The sequence below is a fragment of the Hymenobacter sp. genome, assembly GCF_035709525.1.
Classification (GTDB): Bacteria; Bacteroidota; Bacteroidia; order Cytophagales; family Hymenobacteraceae; genus Hymenobacter.
The window spans coordinates 1-17,229 of the sequence record NZ_DASTEP010000008.1; the positions used below are offsets into that span (position 1 = coordinate 1).

Annotated in this window: 10 protein-coding genes; 1 reads left to right on the forward strand and 9 read right to left on the reverse strand. The window is 63.0% G+C overall.

Going from position 1 to position 17,229, the window contains the following annotated elements; genetic code table 11:
- The first annotated feature begins 154 nt into the window (after positions 1 to 154).
- Complete coding sequence (locus VFO93_RS00610) at positions 155 to 1,738, forward strand: sodium:solute symporter family transporter (RefSeq protein ID WP_325132360.1); 1,584 nt, start codon at positions 155 to 157, stop codon at positions 1,736 to 1,738.
- Positions 1,739 to 1,860: 122 nt separating this feature from the next.
- On the opposite strand, the gene VFO93_RS00615 is transcribed toward VFO93_RS00610, so the two are convergent.
- The 9 genes from VFO93_RS00615 to VFO93_RS00655 all read right to left on the reverse strand — a co-directional run.
- Entirely contained in the window at positions 1,861 to 4,170 is a 2,310-nt protein-coding gene (locus VFO93_RS00615; RefSeq protein ID WP_325132361.1) for a DUF5703 domain-containing protein, read from the reverse strand.
- Positions 4,171 to 4,319: 149 nt separating this feature from the next.
- Entirely contained in the window at positions 4,320 to 5,774 is a 1,455-nt protein-coding gene (locus tag VFO93_RS00620) for a sialate O-acetylesterase (protein ID WP_325132362.1), read from the reverse strand.
- Between the two features lie 162 nt (positions 5,775 to 5,936).
- Entirely contained in the window at positions 5,937 to 7,961 is a 2,025-nt protein-coding gene (locus VFO93_RS00625; RefSeq protein WP_422653708.1) for an aceric acid hydrolase, read from the reverse strand.
- Between the two features lie 159 nt (positions 7,962 to 8,120).
- A complete protein-coding gene (locus tag VFO93_RS00630; protein WP_325132364.1) occupies positions 8,121 to 11,567 on the reverse strand; it encodes a glycosyl hydrolase in 3,447 nt (1,148 codons plus the stop codon).
- Positions 11,568 to 11,663: 96 nt separating this feature from the next.
- Positions 11,664 to 12,968: an L-fucose:H+ symporter permease gene (gene fucP / locus VFO93_RS00635; RefSeq protein WP_325132365.1), complete on the reverse strand. Its 1,305-nt coding sequence runs from the start codon at positions 12,966 to 12,968 to the stop codon at positions 11,664 to 11,666.
- Positions 12,969 to 13,101: 133 nt separating this feature from the next.
- Positions 13,102 to 13,554 carry a MaoC/PaaZ C-terminal domain-containing protein gene (locus VFO93_RS00640; protein ID WP_325132366.1) on the reverse strand — a complete coding sequence of 151 codons (453 nt, stop codon included), beginning with the start codon at positions 13,552 to 13,554 and terminating at the stop codon, positions 13,102 to 13,104.
- A gap of 155 nt (positions 13,555 to 13,709) precedes the next feature.
- Positions 13,710 to 14,783, reverse strand: coding sequence for a Gfo/Idh/MocA family oxidoreductase (locus VFO93_RS00645; protein WP_325132367.1), 1,074 nt, complete (start codon positions 14,781 to 14,783; stop codon positions 13,710 to 13,712).
- The gene (locus tag VFO93_RS00650; RefSeq protein ID WP_325132368.1) at positions 14,776 to 16,017 is read right to left on the reverse strand and encodes an extracellular solute-binding protein; all 1,242 of its coding nucleotides are present in this window, start codon (positions 16,015 to 16,017) and stop codon (positions 14,776 to 14,778) included. Before VFO93_RS00650 ends, VFO93_RS00645 begins: the two co-directional genes overlap by 8 nt.
- On the reverse strand, positions 16,007 to 17,229 hold a 1,223-nt coding region (locus VFO93_RS00655), incomplete at its 5' end, for a CaiB/BaiF CoA-transferase family protein (RefSeq protein ID WP_325132369.1). The genes VFO93_RS00655 and VFO93_RS00650, both read right to left, overlap by 11 nt.

Consider the following 17,229-nt stretch of genomic DNA (forward strand, 5'->3'; position numbering starts at 1 on the left):
CGGAGTCGAAGCATCTCTACCTCAATACTAACTCCTAACGCTAGCAACGAAGCGGTAGAGATGCTTCGACTTCGCTGCGCTGCGCTCAGCATGACAGTTAGTTGCGCTAAGCGTCCTCCCCAAAATCCCACCCAAAACCACCCCTGCTTTCCCTATGGGCAACAACTTACTCGGCCACCTCACCGCCTGGGACTACGCCATTGTCGCGGCCTACGTCGTGATTCTGGCCGGCATCGGCTACCGGGCCAGCGCCGCCAACAAGACCGAGGAATCGTTGTTTCTGGCCAATAAGTCCCTAGGCTGGGCCAGTATTGGGTTCAACATGTGGGGCACCAACGTGGGGCCGTCGATGCTGCTGGCGTTTGCCAGCATTGGCTACAGCACGGGCATCGTGGCGGTGAATTTTGAGTGGTACGCCTTTGTGTTTTTATTTCTTTTGGCGGTGGTGTTTGCGCCTAGGTACCTGGCAGCCAATGTCAGCACCATGCCCGGCTTCATGGGCCGGCAGTACGGCGACTCCACGCAGAATATCCTGGCCTGGTACGCACTGATTAAAATCCTGATTTCGTGGCTGTCGCTGGGCTTGTTCTCGGGTGGGCTGCTGGTGCGGCAGATTCTGGGCATCCCCATGTGGCAGTCGGTGGGGGTGCTGGTGCTGTTTGCGGGCGCGTTCACGTTTGCGGGCGGGCTCAAGGCCATTGCGCGGGTCAACGTGTTTCAGATGCTGCTGCTCATCGGCGTGTCGCTCACGCTCACCGTCATAGGCGTGGCGAAGGTGGGCGGGCTGGGCGAAGTATTCCACCGCGTGCCCGGCCACTACTGGAACCTGCTGCACCCGGCCTCCGACCCCAAGTACCCGTGGTACGCCATTCTGCTGGGCTACCCAGTGTCGGCGGTAGCGTTTTTCTGCACCGACCAGGCCATGGTGCAATCGGTGCTAGGGGCGAAGAATCTGGAGCAGGGCCAGCTGGGCGTCAACTTCATTGGCTGGCTCAAAATCCTGTCGTTGCCGCTGTTCATCGGTACCGGCGTGCTGTGCTACATCCTGTTTCCCGACCTCAAAGACCCCAAAGAAGCCTACATGACGATGGTCACGAGCCTGTTTCCGGCCGGCATGAAGGGCCTGGTCATCGTCGTGCTCATTGCCGTGCTGGTGGGCACCATCAGCTCGTCGCTCAACGCGCTGAGCACCGTGTTTGCGATGGACGTGTACGCCCGCCGCATCAACCCGCAGGCCACCGACGCCGACGTGGTGCGCGTGGGCCGGCGCACGGTGCTGGTAGGCTGCGCCTTTGCGGTGCTCATGGCCCTGGCCATCGATTCGGTGAAGGGCCTCAATCTATTCGACGTGTTTCAGGCGGTGCTGGGCTTCATTGCGCCACCGCTGGCGGTGGTGTTTCTGCTGTCGGTGTTCTGGGCGCGCACCACGCAGCGCGCCGTCAATGGAGTGTTGTCGTGGGGCTCGGCCTTCAGCCTGGGCGTAGGCGTGCTCTACCTCTGGGTGCTACCGCCCGACACGCACCCCTTCTGGCCGCACTACCTCATGCTGTCGTTCTACATTTTTGCGGCGCTGTTTGGGGCGGCGGTGCTCCTTTCTCTCACCGACCTAACCGGCCAGGCCCACCGCCAGGCGGTGGATTATGGAGTACTGGCCCGGCCCACGCGGCGTGTGCAGCTACTTTGGGCCGCGCTGGCGGTGGTGATGGTGGGGCTGTACGTGGTATTTAACGGGCATTGAGGTGTAGCTACAAACATGCAGCTGTCATGCTGAACGCAGTGAAGCATCTCTGCCACTTCGCCTGGGCCGCTCAACGAAGCGGTAGAGATGCTTCACTGCGTTCAGCATGACTCGAATTAGAGCTATTCCAACAGTACCACCACATCGGCCCGGCGCGCTTCCGGCCACACTTTCAGTACCTGCACCTTGCCGTCTTTCACCTCGCATTCCACCGTTGTCTGATATGGCGCGTGGAGCTTGAAATGCACGTCCCATTGCTTCGGCCAGGCGGGTAGTAGGTAGATTTTGCGGCCGTCGGTTTGCAGCAGCATTTCCTGCAAGCCCAGCATGCCCGAGCCGCCCCAGTTGTGGTCGGGCGCCCAGTCGTAGCCCGGCCCCCAGAAAGCGGGGAAGCGGCGGCCCGAGTCCTGCAATTTCTTCACCGTCAGTGCGGCGGCCTCGTCGGTGAGACCTAGGCGGGCGGCGAAAATGTTGTGCTGCTTCCAGCCCACGTGGCTGCGAAATTTCTGCACGTCGGCATCATACAAATAGGTGTTGCGGGCCGTGTCGAGGCCGGCCTTGCCTACGCCGTAGAAACCCCAGGGAAAAACCGGGTAGAGCTGCGGGCTCTCGGTGTTGTTGACGCGCTCCCAGCTTTGGGCCGGCGCGAGGGTGGGGTGGCCCTGGCTGCTGCGGAAGCTGAGGGCCGGAATGCGGCCCAGCATGGCGGCCCATTTCTGGCGTTGCGCGGGCGTGCCGTAGCGCGGCGGCAGCGCCAGCAACTGCGTGAGCACCGCGCGCAGGCCGGCGATGGTAGCGGTCGAGTTGTAGGCCATTTTGTACGTCTCGGCCCCCGAGCCGGGGTAGAGCACGAGGTGGCCGGCCCCGTCGAGCGCCTTGGCCCCGCGCTGCCGGGCCAGGTACTGGTAGTGCTCGTCGAAGAAGGTGAGGCAGCTTTCCACGAAGGGCAGGTAGGCGGCCACGTCGTGGCCGGCGTAGCGCTCGGTTTCCAGCATCATCATGCAAAATTCCAGCACGGTATCCCACTCGTATTCGAGCCAGGCGTTGTACTCCAGGCCTTTGTCGAAGTCGGCCGGGCGCTTCCAGTTGTACTCGGCGGGATTGGGCAGGCCGAAGTTTTCGAGCTGCTCGACGAAGCACGCGCCGCCGTGGCGCCAATAGGTTTGGGTGCGTAGCTCAGCATTTTGGAGCAGGCGCAGGTAAAAATCGAACTGCGGCTTCAGCAGCTCCGCGTCGCCGCTTTTCAGCAGCGGCCAGTACACGAGGCGCTGGTTTTGGGCGGTGTGGGTGCCGCCGCCCCAGTTGCGGAAGTCAGGCGTGAACTTCAGTGTGGAGTCCGTCAGCACCGGGTCGTAGGTGAACAGGCCGCCGTTAAATTTGGTGGGGTATTGCCCTAGGGCGTTGCAACCTAGCATATAGCGCATGAGCTGGTAGTTGCGGCCGGCCTGCCACTCGGGCGCGTGGGCGGCGGCTTGGTCGGGCTGAATGTAAATGAAGCTGCGCTGCCAGTAGTCGCGCCACCAAGTCAGAGTGCGCTGGCGGGCGGCTTTCGGGTTTTGATGAGCAGCGGCGAGCGTCTGCTGCACCCCCTGTTGCCACTGCGGCGCGGTGGGTACGGTGGCCGTGTGCAGGGCCACGGTGATGGAATGCGTGCGGGCCGGGGCGCGGCTTTGCAGCTTCCAGCCGGTGTAGGGTGTGTTGAGGTATTGGCCGCTGGTGGTGCCGGCGGGCTGCATGTCTTGGCCTTGTAGTACGCCGCCAAAAATCAACCCAGCCAACGGGTTGTACAGCTGCGCTTTGATTCCGTCCAAGCCCTGCTGCCGCACTGCTGCGTCGAATACCGTTTGCGGCTGGTTTTGGTGGAAAAACTCGACACCTTGGTTGCGAAAGCGGATGCTGTCGCGCCGGGTTTTTACCTCGCCCTGCGGCGCCCATTTGTAGGAGTTCTGGTTGTTTTCCTTGCCGGTGGTGCGGCGGTCGGCCGTGCGCCAGCTTTCGTAGCTGGCTTCGACCGTCAGCTTCTCGCTACCAGTTACTTCGACGTGCACAACGGGCCGCAATACCTCGACCCAGATGTGTACTTGCGCCGTGGTTCGGCCTAGGGTGCCGGTCAGCGTCACGTCGCCGGTTTGCAGGGCTAGCTGCTGCTTGAAAGTACCTTTATCGAACGGATTGGGCGTGAGGTGCAGGCGCACGCGGCCCAATTTCAGCAGCGAGTTATTCTCATCAAAGGTGCCGCTGCGGGCGATGTAAAACAGCACATCGCCGTTTTCGGCCCACACGTTCAGCCCAATGTCGCCGCCGCCGCAGGGCATGGACTCGCCGGCGTTTTTGCTGGGAGTGGTCCAGGTGATGTTGTGGGTGGCGAGCTCGGTTTGGGGAGTTTGGGCTTGAGAAGCAAGAGAGAAGATAGGTAGAAACAGCAGGAGCACATGCCGTGTTAGAATCGAGGGTGACAGTGAGCTGTCATGCTGAGCTTGCCGAAGCATCTCTGCCGCATCGTTGAACGGTTTAGCAATGAAGCGGTAGAGATGCTTCGGCAAGCTCAGCATGACGGTAAAAATAGAGCTCACTACTATCTTCATTGCGCCCACTCATCCGTCCGAAACGACGATACCGGCAGCCCCTCGGTGCTGAAAAGCGTGGCCCGCGTAAAGTCCTGAAACGCGTAGCGCACCGCCACCGGCGTGGCTACCGCATCGGCCGATACAGTGATGCTGCTGCCATTGATGCTGGCTTTGGCGGGGTACCATTTCTGGTCGGCGCCGGCTATCTCGAAGCCCGTCAGTTCCTGCCCGAAGGTGGTCATGCCGTTGGGCGAGTTTTTGAAGCGGACTTGAATAGTTTTGTCTTTCACCGTCATTGCCTCGTAGGTGGGGCTGAGGGCGCCGAAGCCCTTGCGGCCGTAGGTTTGGGCCAGGGCCAGCAGGGCCAGGCGGGTGCCGCCGGGTTCCTTGCGCATGGGGTGGATGCTGGTTTCTTCGCCCACGTCGAGCAGCACGGCCATGCCGGTGTTAGGCACCTGGTCTTGCAGCTTGCGTTGGGTGTCGCGGAGGAAGGCCGAGTTGTACTTGCCGCCCTTGTTTTTGGAGGTGCGGGTGTAGTCGAAGGGCGCAATCTGGGCGTAGTAGAAGGGGAAGTCGCCTAGGTCCCACTTGGTGCGCCACTGCTTCACCATGGCAGTAAAGAGCTGCGCGTACTCATCGGGCCGGTCGTAGTTCGACTCGCCCTGGTACCAGATGGCTCCTTTAATACCGTAGCCCTCAATAGGATGCAGCATGCCATTATACAGCGTAGTAGCCGTGCGGCTCACCAGCTTGATGGTGTCGCCCTTGGCCGGAATCTTCACGCCCGCAAACTGCCGCAGGTTCTCGGCATCCATCCAGGCCTCAATGAACGAGCCGCTGTAGCTGCAATGCAGCAGCCCCACCGGCACGTGCAGCTGCTCTTGCAACAGCCGCCCGAAGTAGTAGGCCGTGGCGCTGAAATTGCTCACCGCCTCGGGCTCGGCCACCCGCCAAGGTGAGGGCTTGCTGTTTTCCTGCGGCTCGGTCACCGACGAGCGCGGCACCGTGTACAGTCGCAGGTGGTCGTTTTGAGAATGCAGCACGGCCTCGTTCGACCCTAGCACCGGCTGGCCCTTAAAGCCCTTCAGCGGCATCTCCATATTCGACTGCCCGCCGCACAGCCACACCTCGCCCACCAGCACGTTTTTGAGCTGCACGGCCGGGCCGTCGCCGCTCACGCTCAGCGTGTAAGGGACGTAGCTCGCGGCCGGCGTGTTCACCTTTAGCTTCCACTTGCCGGCCGCATCGGCCTTGGCGGTGTACTTCTGTTTGGCCCACGACGGCGCCACCGTGATAGTGCTGCCCGCCTTGGCCCAGCCCCACACCGCGCAGGCGGTTTGCTGTTGCAGCACCATGTTATCGGTGAAAAGGGAGGGTAGGCGCACCTGCGCGCGGCTCGAAATGGGCAGTAGTATAAGCAGCGAAAAGCCGCCAAGGAACTGGCGAAGCCGCGGGTTTTGAGTCGTCATGGACAGACGTATTAAAACAGGATTATTGAGAATGATTAGCCTCGTCGTGCTGAGCGCAGCGCAGCGGAGTCGAAGCATCTCTACCTCACTACTAAGTCTTGACGCTTAGCAACGAAGCGGTAGAGATGCTTCGACTCCGCTGCGCTGCGCTCAGCATGACAATTAGCGGCTCACCGGCAGCCACACTTCCATGTCGTGTAGGCCGCGGTTGCCCCAGGTGTAGTAGGGGATGAGCTTGAAGGGCACCGGGGCGGCGGGCGCGGTGGTCAGTGGGCGGTAGAGCTTGCCTTGCCAGGCCGAGTTGTCGGCCACCTGGGCCTGGCCTTCGAGCCACACCACGTCGGAGCCCGCGATGGTAGTGTGCTTCGGGGCGAAGGTGGTGCTAGGTGATACCAGCAGGCCGCTCAGGGGCTTGCCGGCGGGCAGGTCGTTGGCTTCGAGGCAGTACACCACGGGGCCGCGGCGCACGGCTACCTGGTTGCGGATTTCCTCCACCAGCGGGTTGGCCTCGACCAGTTGGGCGGGCATGGGCAAGCTGAGCTCGACCTTGTCGCCGGCCTTCCAACGGCGGTTTACCTCGGCGTAGGTACCGGGCGTGAGGGGGGTGGCCACGGGCTGGCCGTTCACGAGCAGGGTCGCGCCCTCGCTCCAGCCGGGCACCCGGAAAAACATCGAAAAGGGCTTCTTCGGCGCAGTTTGCAAGGTCACTTTCACGCTGCCATCCCAGGGGTAATTCGTTTCCTGCGTCAGCTTGAGCGGCGAGCCATCCTTGAGCTTCGTGTTTAGGTTATTGCCGCCGTACAAATTCAGCCACAAGCCTTTGTCCGATACGTTGTAGAGGTAGTTGTTCACCTCCGAAATAGTGCGCACCACGTTGGGCGGGCAGCAGTTGGAGAGGCTGATGTAATCGACCCGCTCCTTCGACCAGCGCTGCGCAAACGGCAATGCGGCCGAGTAGGCCAGCGGATTGGTGTAGAGGAAGCGCTGCCCATCGAGGCTAATGCCGGAGAGCACGCTGTTGTAGAGAGTGGTTTCCATCACATCGGCGTATTTGGCGTCGCCGGTGATTTGCAGCATCCGCCAGTTCCAGAGCACGTTGCCGATGTTGGCGCAGGTTTCGCCGTGGGCCGTGTGGTTGGGCAGCTGGTAGTCGCGCCCGTAGGCCTGGTGGATTTTCTGCACCGTATCGGGCTTGTAGGCCGTGCCGTCGGGCGATACGCCGTCGTAGAGCGCCCCACAGGCGCCGGTCACGTACATTTTGTGCTGGGTCACGTCGTCCCACATGCGGTCGAGCGTGGTTAGTAGCGTCTTGTCGCCGGTTTCGGCGTACACGTCGGCCGCGCCGGCGAAGAGGTAGTTGGCGCGCACGGCGTGGCCGCCGGCCTTTTGCATCTGCCGGAAGGGCAGGCGGTCCTGGTTGTCGTCGGTGCCGATGTCGGCGGCCAGCCCCCGGATGTCAATCAGGCTTTTGGCCAACTCCAGGTAGCGCGGGTCGCGGGTGGTGCGGTACATTTCGACCACGCCCATGTAGTGGGCGGGGCAGATGGCGTTGCGCGCCAGCTCGGGCGAGGCTTTTTTGTAGAAGTTATAGAGGTAGTCGGTGGCTTTCTTGGCCGCGTTGAGCAGCGTGGTCTTGCCGGTGGCGCGGTAGTGCACGCAGCCGGCCGTCATGAGGTGACCCAGGTTGTAGGTCTCAAAATTCAGCCGGTCCTTGAAGGCGGCTTTTTGGCCGGGGTTATTGCGCTCCGCGATGGTGCTTTGGGTGCTGAGGTAGCCATCGGGCCGCTGCACTTTTACTATCAAGGCAATGGCTTCGTCGAGTTGCTGGTCCAGCTTGGGGTCGTGGGTCACGGCGTAAGACGCCGATAGGGCCTCCACTAGCTTAAAGAAATCGCCATCGTGGAAGGGTGGGCCTTTGTGCTCGCCCTTGGCCTGGCCCGCCGCAATCTCGAAGTTCTGGTAGGCGTGGTTGCGGTCGGAGTGGTAGAGCGCCCACATGGTCGGAATCATGGACTTCTGGCACACGTCGAAGCGCTCGGCCCAGAAGCCGCTGGTCCACTGCACGCTGCCCATGTCTACGCTGCTGAGCTTGGCGTGGCTGCTGGCAGTGGTGTTAACGAGGGCTTTCTGCTGGGCTAGCGCGGGGGTGGCGGTGAGAGCGGCTAGCAGCGTGAGGGCGCGGGCCAGACGTGTGACCTCACCCCCCCCGCCCCCCTCTCCAAAAAAGAGGGGGGAGCCTGACGCCCTTCTGTGTCCATTTGCGGTCGGCTCCCCCTCTTTTTTGGAGAGGGGGCCGGGGGGTGAGGTGAGCGGCGATGGACGTTGAAAGAAGAGTTTCATAACGAATTATTTATCAGAGGAAACTGAAATACTAACCGGCCCCAGTAGCCCCGCCGGCAGCAGCGGCTTGCCCACGGCCGGCGACGGCGCGGGCGTCCAGGTCAGGCGCTGGGCGGCGGGTAGGGCCTGGTCGCCGCTCAGGCGGTTGGCCCAGGTGTTGGTGACGCGGATGCTCAGCTTATTGTCGCCTTTGCGCAGCGCGTTGGTGATATCGAGGCGGTAGGGGGCTGTCCAGGCGATACCGATGGGCTGGCCGTTGAGCTGCACTTCGGCGAGGTTGGCGACCTGGCCTAGGTCGAGGTACACACGCTGGGCGGGGCGGCGCTTGGGCTGCTTCCAGCGGAAAGTTTGCGAGTAGGTGGCCGTGCCGGAATAGTGGCGCACGGAGTCGTTGGCGTGCTGGCTCCAGTCGGTAAGCGTGCCGAAAGCGACGGGCTTAGCCGGGCCGCGCTGCTGGTCGAAGCTGACTTGCCACGGGCCACCTAGGGTTTGGGATGGCTGAGCTGCTAGCCAATTGGGGCCGGTGGGGGCGCCGGGCGGCGTGGCCGCCTCGCGGAACACCACGAAAATGGAGCCATTGCGGTCGAGGTGCAGCGGCAGCAGGGTGCGGCCGTTTGCGGTTTGCCAATTGGTGGCGGGGCGGATTTCACCGGTCACGGCATCCCAGAGTTCGGGGCGGCGGCCTGACACGCGCAAGCTCAGCGTAAGAGCGCGGGCGCTGTCGAGCTGGTTGGAAATGAAGTAAATATCAAATTCCGACGCGGTGCGGTGCGTCCAGGCGATGCCGCGGGCGCGCTGGCCGCTGGGCGTGGTCGCTTCTGCATCGCGCGCCAGCCCCAAAGCCGCAAATGACTCTGCAGTGTAAGGCCCTTGCAATACCCGACCCTGGCCCGCGGCGAAGGCAACGGGCGCGGTGCTAGCCGTGGCCGTTGCGGCCGGAGGCAATTGCGCCGCTAGTTGCTGAATGGCTTTGTCGGCGGCCGGATAATTCTGCAACGACGGCGAGCGGCTCGGCAGCCGGTTGAGCAGCACGGTCGCGCCAGCCTGCACCAGGGCACCTAGGCGGTTGGCCACCTCGGGCGACATGCTGATGCTGTCGGGACTCAGGCGCTGAGCGCCCGGCACCACCAGCAGGCCGTAGCTGGCCCCTCCCGGCAGCACGATGCGGCCGTTTTCAACCTTGGCCAGCCGCAGCAGCGCGTCCTTGTTGAAGGAATCGTACTGGTAGCCGTGCAGCGGGTCCACGAGTATATCGGCCGTTTCCATAGTAGCCGAGGCCGACACTTTCTCGGGCTGCTCGCGCATGGGCAGGCCCGTATTGGCGAGGCGCCGGTGCTCGGCGGCCACGGCCTGCGGGCCGAATATGCCGGGCAGGTCGTTGATTAAACGATTGGGTAGGATGGCGCGGCGCGGCGTTTCTTCGCCCGTGAACACGGCTACGTCGGCCACCGGGCGGCCCAGTTGCAGCAGCGCCTGGCAGCGGCGGGCGTAGTCTACCCAGGCGCGGCCGGGCTTCCACCAGGTTTGGTCGCGCTGGAAAAACAGGCCGATGCCGCTCAGCGTCATGCCAGGCTGGCGGTCAAGCCAGGGGTTGTGCACGAACACGTGGTACACCGTCCGGTTGACACCTAGGGCGTAGTTGCGGTCTTGCAGGGCCTTGAGTATGCCAGGGTGCTCGTCCCAGGCTAGTTTTAGCTCAGTAAAAGACTCGGCCCCAATAATATTCTTGCCGTAGATGTGCGCGCCCGAAATGGCGTCGAGCATGTCGTTGGGCTTGTCGTGGGTGGGGCTGCGCAGCCAAAATTCCCCCATCGGCATGTCGGCGTGCTGGTAGTGCAACAGGCCGTCGCTGACCATAGTAGGCGCAATGGCCTCGGCCGAAAACGTGCAGCCCTTGGCGTGCGCCAGGTCGCGCAAGGTCACGTAAAACTTGTCGTTCACCAGCTCCGCAATGGTCTGGCGCACATCAAACAGCACGCGCTCCGACTGGTCGGCACTGCCTAGGGGCACGCCGGCCATCACGGGTAGCCAGGGTAGCAGGTCGTAGCCGCGCCGCTGCTTAAACTCGGCCGCGAAGTTCTGCGACCAGTTTTGCGAGCCGCATTCCCAGCTGTCTACGTGGAAGCCCTTGAGCACCCGCGCCGCCAGTTCGGGCCCGCCCTGCCGCACAGCCTCGCCAAACCACTTATCAAACTGCAAGGTCACGGCGGCGGGGTTGAATTTGTCGCACTCCAGCCCGCGCCCGCCGCCGCCGGTGGTGTTCACCTGGCCCGTGCTGGTGTGGCCCATACGCAGGATAGTCCAGCGGCCGAGCGGCGCGGTCCAGTTCAGGCGGCCATTGGCGTCGAGCTTGTCGGTCAGGTTGAGGACCTTACCTAGGGGCACGCACGCGGCATCGGGCACCTGCTGGGGCGTTGTGCGCTCGCTCACGCGCCACACCTCGCCATTTTTGCCCTCAAACTGGTTGAGGCGTGCCTCTTCCGACAACCGAATTTCAGTCACTTTCAGGCTCTGCTTCCACTTCGCCGCATCCAGGTCCTCGGCCCCCGGCTCGGAGCCGGCCGGGTCGTACTGGAAGCGGAAATACCGCGCCGTGGTGGCTGGCAGGGTGTGCGTCACGGCGCTGCTGTCTTGCCAGCCGCTGCGCGGCGGGTGCAGCCGCGCCACCTCCCGAAAGGTACGGCCGTCGTCGCTCGCTTCCACCCGCAGGCGGTGGGCCTGGTAGTTGTAGCCCTTTGACCGGATGCGAATGCTACGGCAGGTAAAGGGCTGGTCGAAGGCGTATTGCACCCAGCCCGGCTCGTTGGCTTTGAGGGTTTCCTTGTTGCCTGCCACGGCCAGTAGCGCCGGCTGGCTGTCGGGGATGTTACTGGTAACTTGGGGCTTGGTGGTGTAGGTGGTGGCCGTGCCGGTGGCCGGCGCGGGGTAGGCGTACACGGCCACGTCGCGGTAGTAGCCGCGCACGGCCGCGGGCTGGGGCAGCGCCAGGTTCAGGCGCCGCCCGCCCGTGGTTTGCGTTTCGCTGTAGGTCAGCCTCTGCATCGACAGTTCGGGCGTAATCCAGGGCCCGCCGGCCAGCGCGAAGCCGTCGCTGACGTGCATCGCCAGTTTGACGCCTAGGCGGTCGGCCTCGGTCATGGCGTGCTTCACCATTGCCCACCAGCGCGGCGACAACTGCTCGGCCGCCGGCGTAATCAGTGGCGGATTATCCACGCCCTTAATCGGCATCAAATACGCCCCGCCAATGCCGGCTTCCTTCATCGCCGCGAGGTCGGCCGTGAGGCCCTCGGGCGTCACCGCGCCGTTCATCCAGTACCAGAATACCCACGGCCGGGCGGCCTCGGGTGGGTTTTGGAAGATGGCTTGGATGTCGGGCGCTTGCTGGGCGCGCGCCGGGGCAGGCAGCAGGCCGAGGGTCGGCAGCGCGAGCAGCAGGAGCGACTTAGGGAGCAAGCGTGGGAGCATTATTGAACTTGAGTTTCCAGTTTGTCATGCTGAGCATTCTGTGCATTAAGCAGAGACGCAGCATGACATACAGTTAAAATGACTTTACACTAGCCGCCCCCGCACCCGGTAGCCCGACATCCCAAACAGCAGCACCACCACGAAGCAGGCCAGCGGTACCACGTAGCCGGCCTGCGTGTTATCACCTTGTAAGTCAATGACGGTGCCCATGACGTAGGGCATGATGGCGCCGCCCACAATCGACATCACGAGCCACGACGAGGCCGGCTTGGTGTCGCTGCCGAGCCCCGCGATGCCCAGCGAGAAAATAGTGGGGAACATGATGGACATGAAGAAGCCCAACCCGCCCAGCGCGTAGATAACGTAGGCCCCATTGCCGAGCACCGCTACGCCGCACAGCACAATGGCGGCCACAGCATAGATGGAAAGCAGCCGCTGCGACGGCACGTATTTCAGCAGGGCTGTGCCGATGAAACGGCCCGCCATAAACAGCAGCCCGTAGAGCCCTAGGTAGTAGCCGGCGGTCAGCTCGTCGAGGCCGCCGCCCTGCTTGGCCATCCGAATAAAGAAGCTCGTGACGCACACCTGCGCGCCGACGTAGAAGAACTGCGCCACCACGGCCCACGACAAATGCTTGTGTTTCAAGACTGCGAAAAAGCCGCCACCTTCCGAAGGCTCGCTTTCCTCTGCCTTGATTTCGGGCAGCGACACGAAATAGAACAGCACCGCCACTAGCAGCAAAATGCCACCTAGGGTGAGGTAGGGCAGCTTGACCGACGCGGCCTCGTGGGTGAAATAGGCCAGGCGGGTAGCCTCGGGCATAGCGGCCAACTGGGCCGCGCTGTACTCCTTGCCCGACAAAATCAGCTTGGTGCCCACCACGGGCGCCACCAGCGCCGCCAGCCCATTGAACGAGGCCGCCAGGTTGAGCCGCGTGGTCGAGGTCTCGGGGGCGCCCAGCACGGCCGCGTAGGGGTTAGCCGCCGTTTCGAGCACCGTCAGCCCGCAGCCGATGATGAACAAAGCAACGAGAAACAGCCCGTAGGACAGCGCGCTAGCCGCCGGAATAAATAAAAACGCGCCCGCCGCAAACGCCACCAGCCCGATGATAATGCTGTTCTTGTACCCAAACCGCTTGAGCAGTACCCCGGCCGGAATGGCCATCAGAAAGTAGGCCATAAACACGGCCGTATCCACCAAGGTTGATTGCCGGTTGTTGAGCTGGCAAGCCTTTTTGAGGTGCGGAATCAGGATGGAATCCAGGTTGTGCGCCATGCCCCACAGAAAGAACACGCAGGTAACCAGGATGAACGGGAACAGGTAGCTGCGGCGGCTAGCCGAGTCTTCGGTAGCCAGGGCCGGGGCAGCAGAATTGGGAGCAAGAGCCATTGGGCGGGATGAATGGGTTAATAACTGGGACTAAAGAACGGTCATGCCGAGCGGAGCCGAAGCATCTCTGTCGCATCGTTGAGCGGCTTGGAGGAAGCGGTAGAGATGCTTCGGCTCCGCTCAGCATGACAGTCTAGGTGCTAGCGCCGCGCAATTTCACCACCAGCAAGTGGTCGCAGGCCAGCACCACTTCGCCGTGCTCATTGATGACTTCCACGTGCTCGGTCACGGTGCCGTAGCCGGGCTTTTTACCTTCCTCCTTGGCCGAAATCGTAACTTCGGAATGGATGGTGTTGCCGATGAAAACGGGCTTCACAAACCGCAGTCGGTCGTAGCCTTTGGAGAAGGCTTCGGGATTGATTTCGGAGGCCGTGAGGCCGATGCCAATGCTAAAAACCATGGTGCCGTGCGCGATGCGCTGGCCGAAGGGCTGGGTCTTGCACCACTCCGCGTCGAGGTGGTGGGGGAAAAAGTCGCCGGTGTGCCCGGCGTGCACCACAAAGTCCGTTTCGGTGATGGTGCGCCCTAGAGTTACGCGCTTATCTCCGAGGGTGTAGTCTTCGAAGAAGGTGGATTTGAAGTACATGGGGTAGTTGCTGGTTGTTATTTATCTGGCTGTCATGCTGAGCGGAGCGCAGCGGAGTCGAAGCATCTCTGCCGCTTCGTTGCTGACGCTAATAGTTAGTTGACCGGTAGAGATGCTTCGACTTCGCTGCGCGGCGCTCAGCATGACGGTTATTTTTATGCTGTGGTGCTCCCGTCGCTCGACGCGTAGGCCGCTTCTACCACGGCCATGGTTTTTATCACGTCTTCCACGCTGGTGGGCAGCACGTCGGTCTCGCCGTTTTTGTAGCGCATCAGGCTGCTCATCGTGCCCATGAAGGCATCCGGAAACCACGAGCCTTCCAGCGGCACGGTGTGCCACACTGGCTTTTCGCCCTCGCGCAACAGGCAGTATTCGAATTTGTCGGGTACGCCGTGCGGGTAGTCCATCAGCAGGCCCATACGGGCTTTAATGGCGCCTTTCGTGCCTTCCCATTTGATGAAGCTCTCCTGGTTTTCGGGCCCAAATGCGTGGTCGTGGTTGGTGTTGATAACAGCGTGCGTAGTGTCGCCGTAGTCGAATAAAATGGTAGAGCGCGACGACGACAGCGCCTTGGCTGGGTGCCGCAGCGTCTTGGCCAGCACGCGCCTAGGTTCGCCCAGAAAGCTGCGAATCAAGTCGATGTAGTGGATGCTGTGGTACTGAATTTCGAGGCGCGGGTGCACCATCACGTGCGGAAAAAGCTCCCAGGGCGTTTCCAGCGTCACGCGCACTTCCATATCGTATAGCTCACCTAAGAGGCCTTGGCGCAGTATCTCGCGGGCGGCGGCCACGTAGGGCGCAAAGCGCAGCTGACAGTTGATGGCGGCCACCAGGTTTTTGCGGCGGCACACTTCCAAAATCTCCTCGCTCTGCCAGAAGTAGTCGCCCATCGGCTTCTGAATGAGCACGCCCGCACCGTCGGGCAGTTGCTCCAGGGTAGCCACAAACTGCTCGGGCATGATGGTGATGTCGTACACGGCGTCGGCGGGCGCGTGGGCCACGGCCTCGGCCACCGAGTCGTACACGTGCAGAATGCCCCAGGCGGCGGCCAGCTTCTCGGCGCGGGCGCGGGTGCGGTTGGTGATGCCCACAACCTCAAAGCCTGCTTTGCGATAGGCGGGCAGGTGCGCATCGTTTACAATGCCGCCCGCGCCAATCAGCACGATGGGCAGCGGCTGCTGGGGCAGCACGGGCAGGTAATTGATTTCGTGGTTTTCCAGCTTAAACATGGTCGAGCGAATTGATTTTTTCCTGGCCAGCGGCGAGCAGCTCGGCCACGGGCGCATCGGTGTTGATGGCTTGCAGCACCACCTCATCGATGATGGCCGCGATGTGCGCCCAATTGGCCAGGCGGGGCAGGGTTTCGGCCTGCTGGTGCAGCTGCGCCAGCTTGTGGTAGTAGGGCACGAGGGCGTTGATGTCGGCGTCGTGCCAGGTCGAGAGGCGGCAGCCGATGCCGCCTTCCAAGGTCAGCAGCTTGTCATTTTCGGGGCGGGTGGCGAAGCGCAGAAAGTCGTACGCCACGGCCTTGTGCCGGCTGCCCGCGCCGATGGCGTAGAGCCAGTACACATTCAGCGAAGCCGAGTGTCCGCCCGCGCCGTGCGGAATCGGGGCAATATCGACCCGGCCGCGCACCGGGCAGGCGGCGTCCACGTCGCATACCGCCGCAAAGCCAAACCAATTGACCATCAGCGCCGCTTCGCCCCGCGCAAATGCCTGGCCGGCCGCCACCGACTCGTATTGCATAGTCTGCGGGTGCGCGGCGGCCTCGTCGCGCAGCAGCTGGCGGTAAAAGCTGAGGCCTTCGGCCGCGACGGCGCTGGCTATGCAGACGCGGCCTTGCGCATCCACCAGCTGCCCGCCGCGCGTCCAGAGGTGCAGGCAAAAATCAAACACCGTGTTGTGCCCGTCGGGGTAGCCGGCGGCCACGAAGCCGTATAGCTTATCGGCCGGCCGCTGGAAGAAACGGGCAACCGCTTGGAAGTCTTCCCAGGTTTTAGGCACCTCCAGGGGCCGGCCGTGCTGCTGCTGAAAAGCCGCCTGCTCAGCCGGGTCTTCAACTAAATCGCGGCGATAAATCAGGCACTCCGGCCCGTCGTGGAAGGGCAGTCCCACCACGGCGTCGCCGAACTGCTGCATACCCAGCAGCGAAGCGCTCCAGCCGGCGGGGAAGTCGGCAGGCGGGTTTTGGGCGATAAAAGGGGCAAGGTCCGCCAGGGCGCCAGTGGCCTGGGCTTCGGCCAGCCAGTCGGTGTTGATATGAGCTACGTCCCAGGCGCCGTTTTGCAGGCCTCGGTCGGTGAGCAGGCTGGCGTGCAGCTCGTGCAAATCCATGGGCACCATCTCCACGGCTAGCTGGCAGCCGGTTTCCTGGCAAAAGCCGGCCCACAGCTTCGCCATGGCGCTTTCGAAGGGGCCAAACTTGCGAACCGCAATGCGAAAAACGGACGGTTCAGGCGTCATGGTGGGCAGGGTGAGGGGTGGCGATTTCGGCCAGGATGGCGGCGTTGTCCTGGCCCAGCTGGGGCGAGCCGACGGGCGAGGTCAGCAACTCGCCATCGAGGCGAATGGGGCAGCGCGTGGTGCGGTAGCGGTAGCCATCGGCCATCGTCACTTCCTGCACCATATCCAGCGCCGCGAAGCCTTCGTGCGCCAGCAGCTTGTCCCAGGTCAGCACGTTGGCGCACCAAATGTCGGCGGGCTCCAGGATGGCCAGCCACGCCTCGGTGGTGGCGGTGCGCAAGTGCGCGGCCAGCGCGGCTTTTATCTCGTCGCGCTGCGTAAAGGCCTGCGCCGGCTCTAGGTAGGCCAGCAGCGGCGCGCAGCCCAGCAGCTGCCCCAGCTTCGGAATCGAACCCATCGCCAGCGCCAGAAACCCATTGCTGGTCTGGTAGATGCCGTAGGGCGCGCCTAGGTAGGCGTGGGCGCTGTTGTGGCGGGTGCGCTCGGGCAGCGCCCTGCCGTCGTTGAAGAAGGTAGTCAGCGTTTCGAACTGAAAATCTATGGCCGACTCCAGCATGCTCACCTGCACCAGCCCGCCCGCGCCGCGCTGGCCGCGCCGCACCAGGCAGGCCAGCAGCCCTTGCGCGAGGTGCGCGCCGGCCAGCATGTCCACGATGGACAAGCCCATGGGCACGGGGCCGGCGTCGGCGTTGCCGCTCAGCCAGGTCAGGCCCGATACCGATTGCAGCAGCAAGTCCTGGCCGGGCTTGTCGCGCCAGGGGCCATCGGGGCCGTAGCCCGATATTTCGCCGTACACTACGTTCGGGTTCAGCGCTTTCACGCTGGCGTAGTCGAAGCCTAGGCGCTCCATCACGCCGGGGCGGTAGTTGTGCATCACCACATCAGCGCGGCGGATTAGCTCGCGCACCTGGGCGTTATCGTCCGCGTTTTTGAGGTCAACGGCGAAGCTTTCCTTGTTGCGGTTAATGGCGTGAAATACCGACGACTCGCCGTTTAGGACGACGTTCGAGGTGTAGAGGTGCCGGCAGATGTCACCGGTTTCGGGCCGCTCAATCTTGATAACGCGCGCGCCGAGGTCGGCGAGGCGCAAGGCGGCTGAGGGGCCGGAGAGGAACTGGCTGAAATCGACAACGAGGAGGCCGGTGAGGGGTTTGCCGCCTTTCGGGGTAACCCCACCCCCAGCCCCTCCCCTCCGGGAGAGGGGAGCCGGAC

Excerpts from the sequence above, each read along its gene's own strand:
- VFO93_RS00610 (WP_325132360.1), top strand. The coding sequence starts at position 155 with ATGGGCAACAACTTACTCGGCCACCTCACCGCCTGGGACTACGCCATT.
- VFO93_RS00620 (WP_325132362.1), bottom strand. The coding sequence starts at position 5,774 with ATGACGACTCAAAACCCGCGGCTTCGCCAGTTCCTTGGCGGCTTTTCG.
- fucP (WP_325132365.1), bottom strand. The coding sequence starts at position 12,968 with ATGGCTCTTGCTCCCAATTCTGCTGCCCCGGCCCTGGCTACCGAAGAC.
- VFO93_RS00640 (WP_325132366.1), bottom strand. The coding sequence starts at position 13,554 with ATGTACTTCAAATCCACCTTCTTCGAAGACTACACCCTCGGAGATAAG.
- VFO93_RS00645 (WP_325132367.1), bottom strand. The coding sequence starts at position 14,783 with ATGTTTAAGCTGGAAAACCACGAAATCAATTACCTGCCCGTGCTGCCC.
- VFO93_RS00650 (WP_325132368.1), bottom strand. The coding sequence starts at position 16,017 with ATGACGCCTGAACCGTCCGTTTTTCGCATTGCGGTTCGCAAGTTTGGC.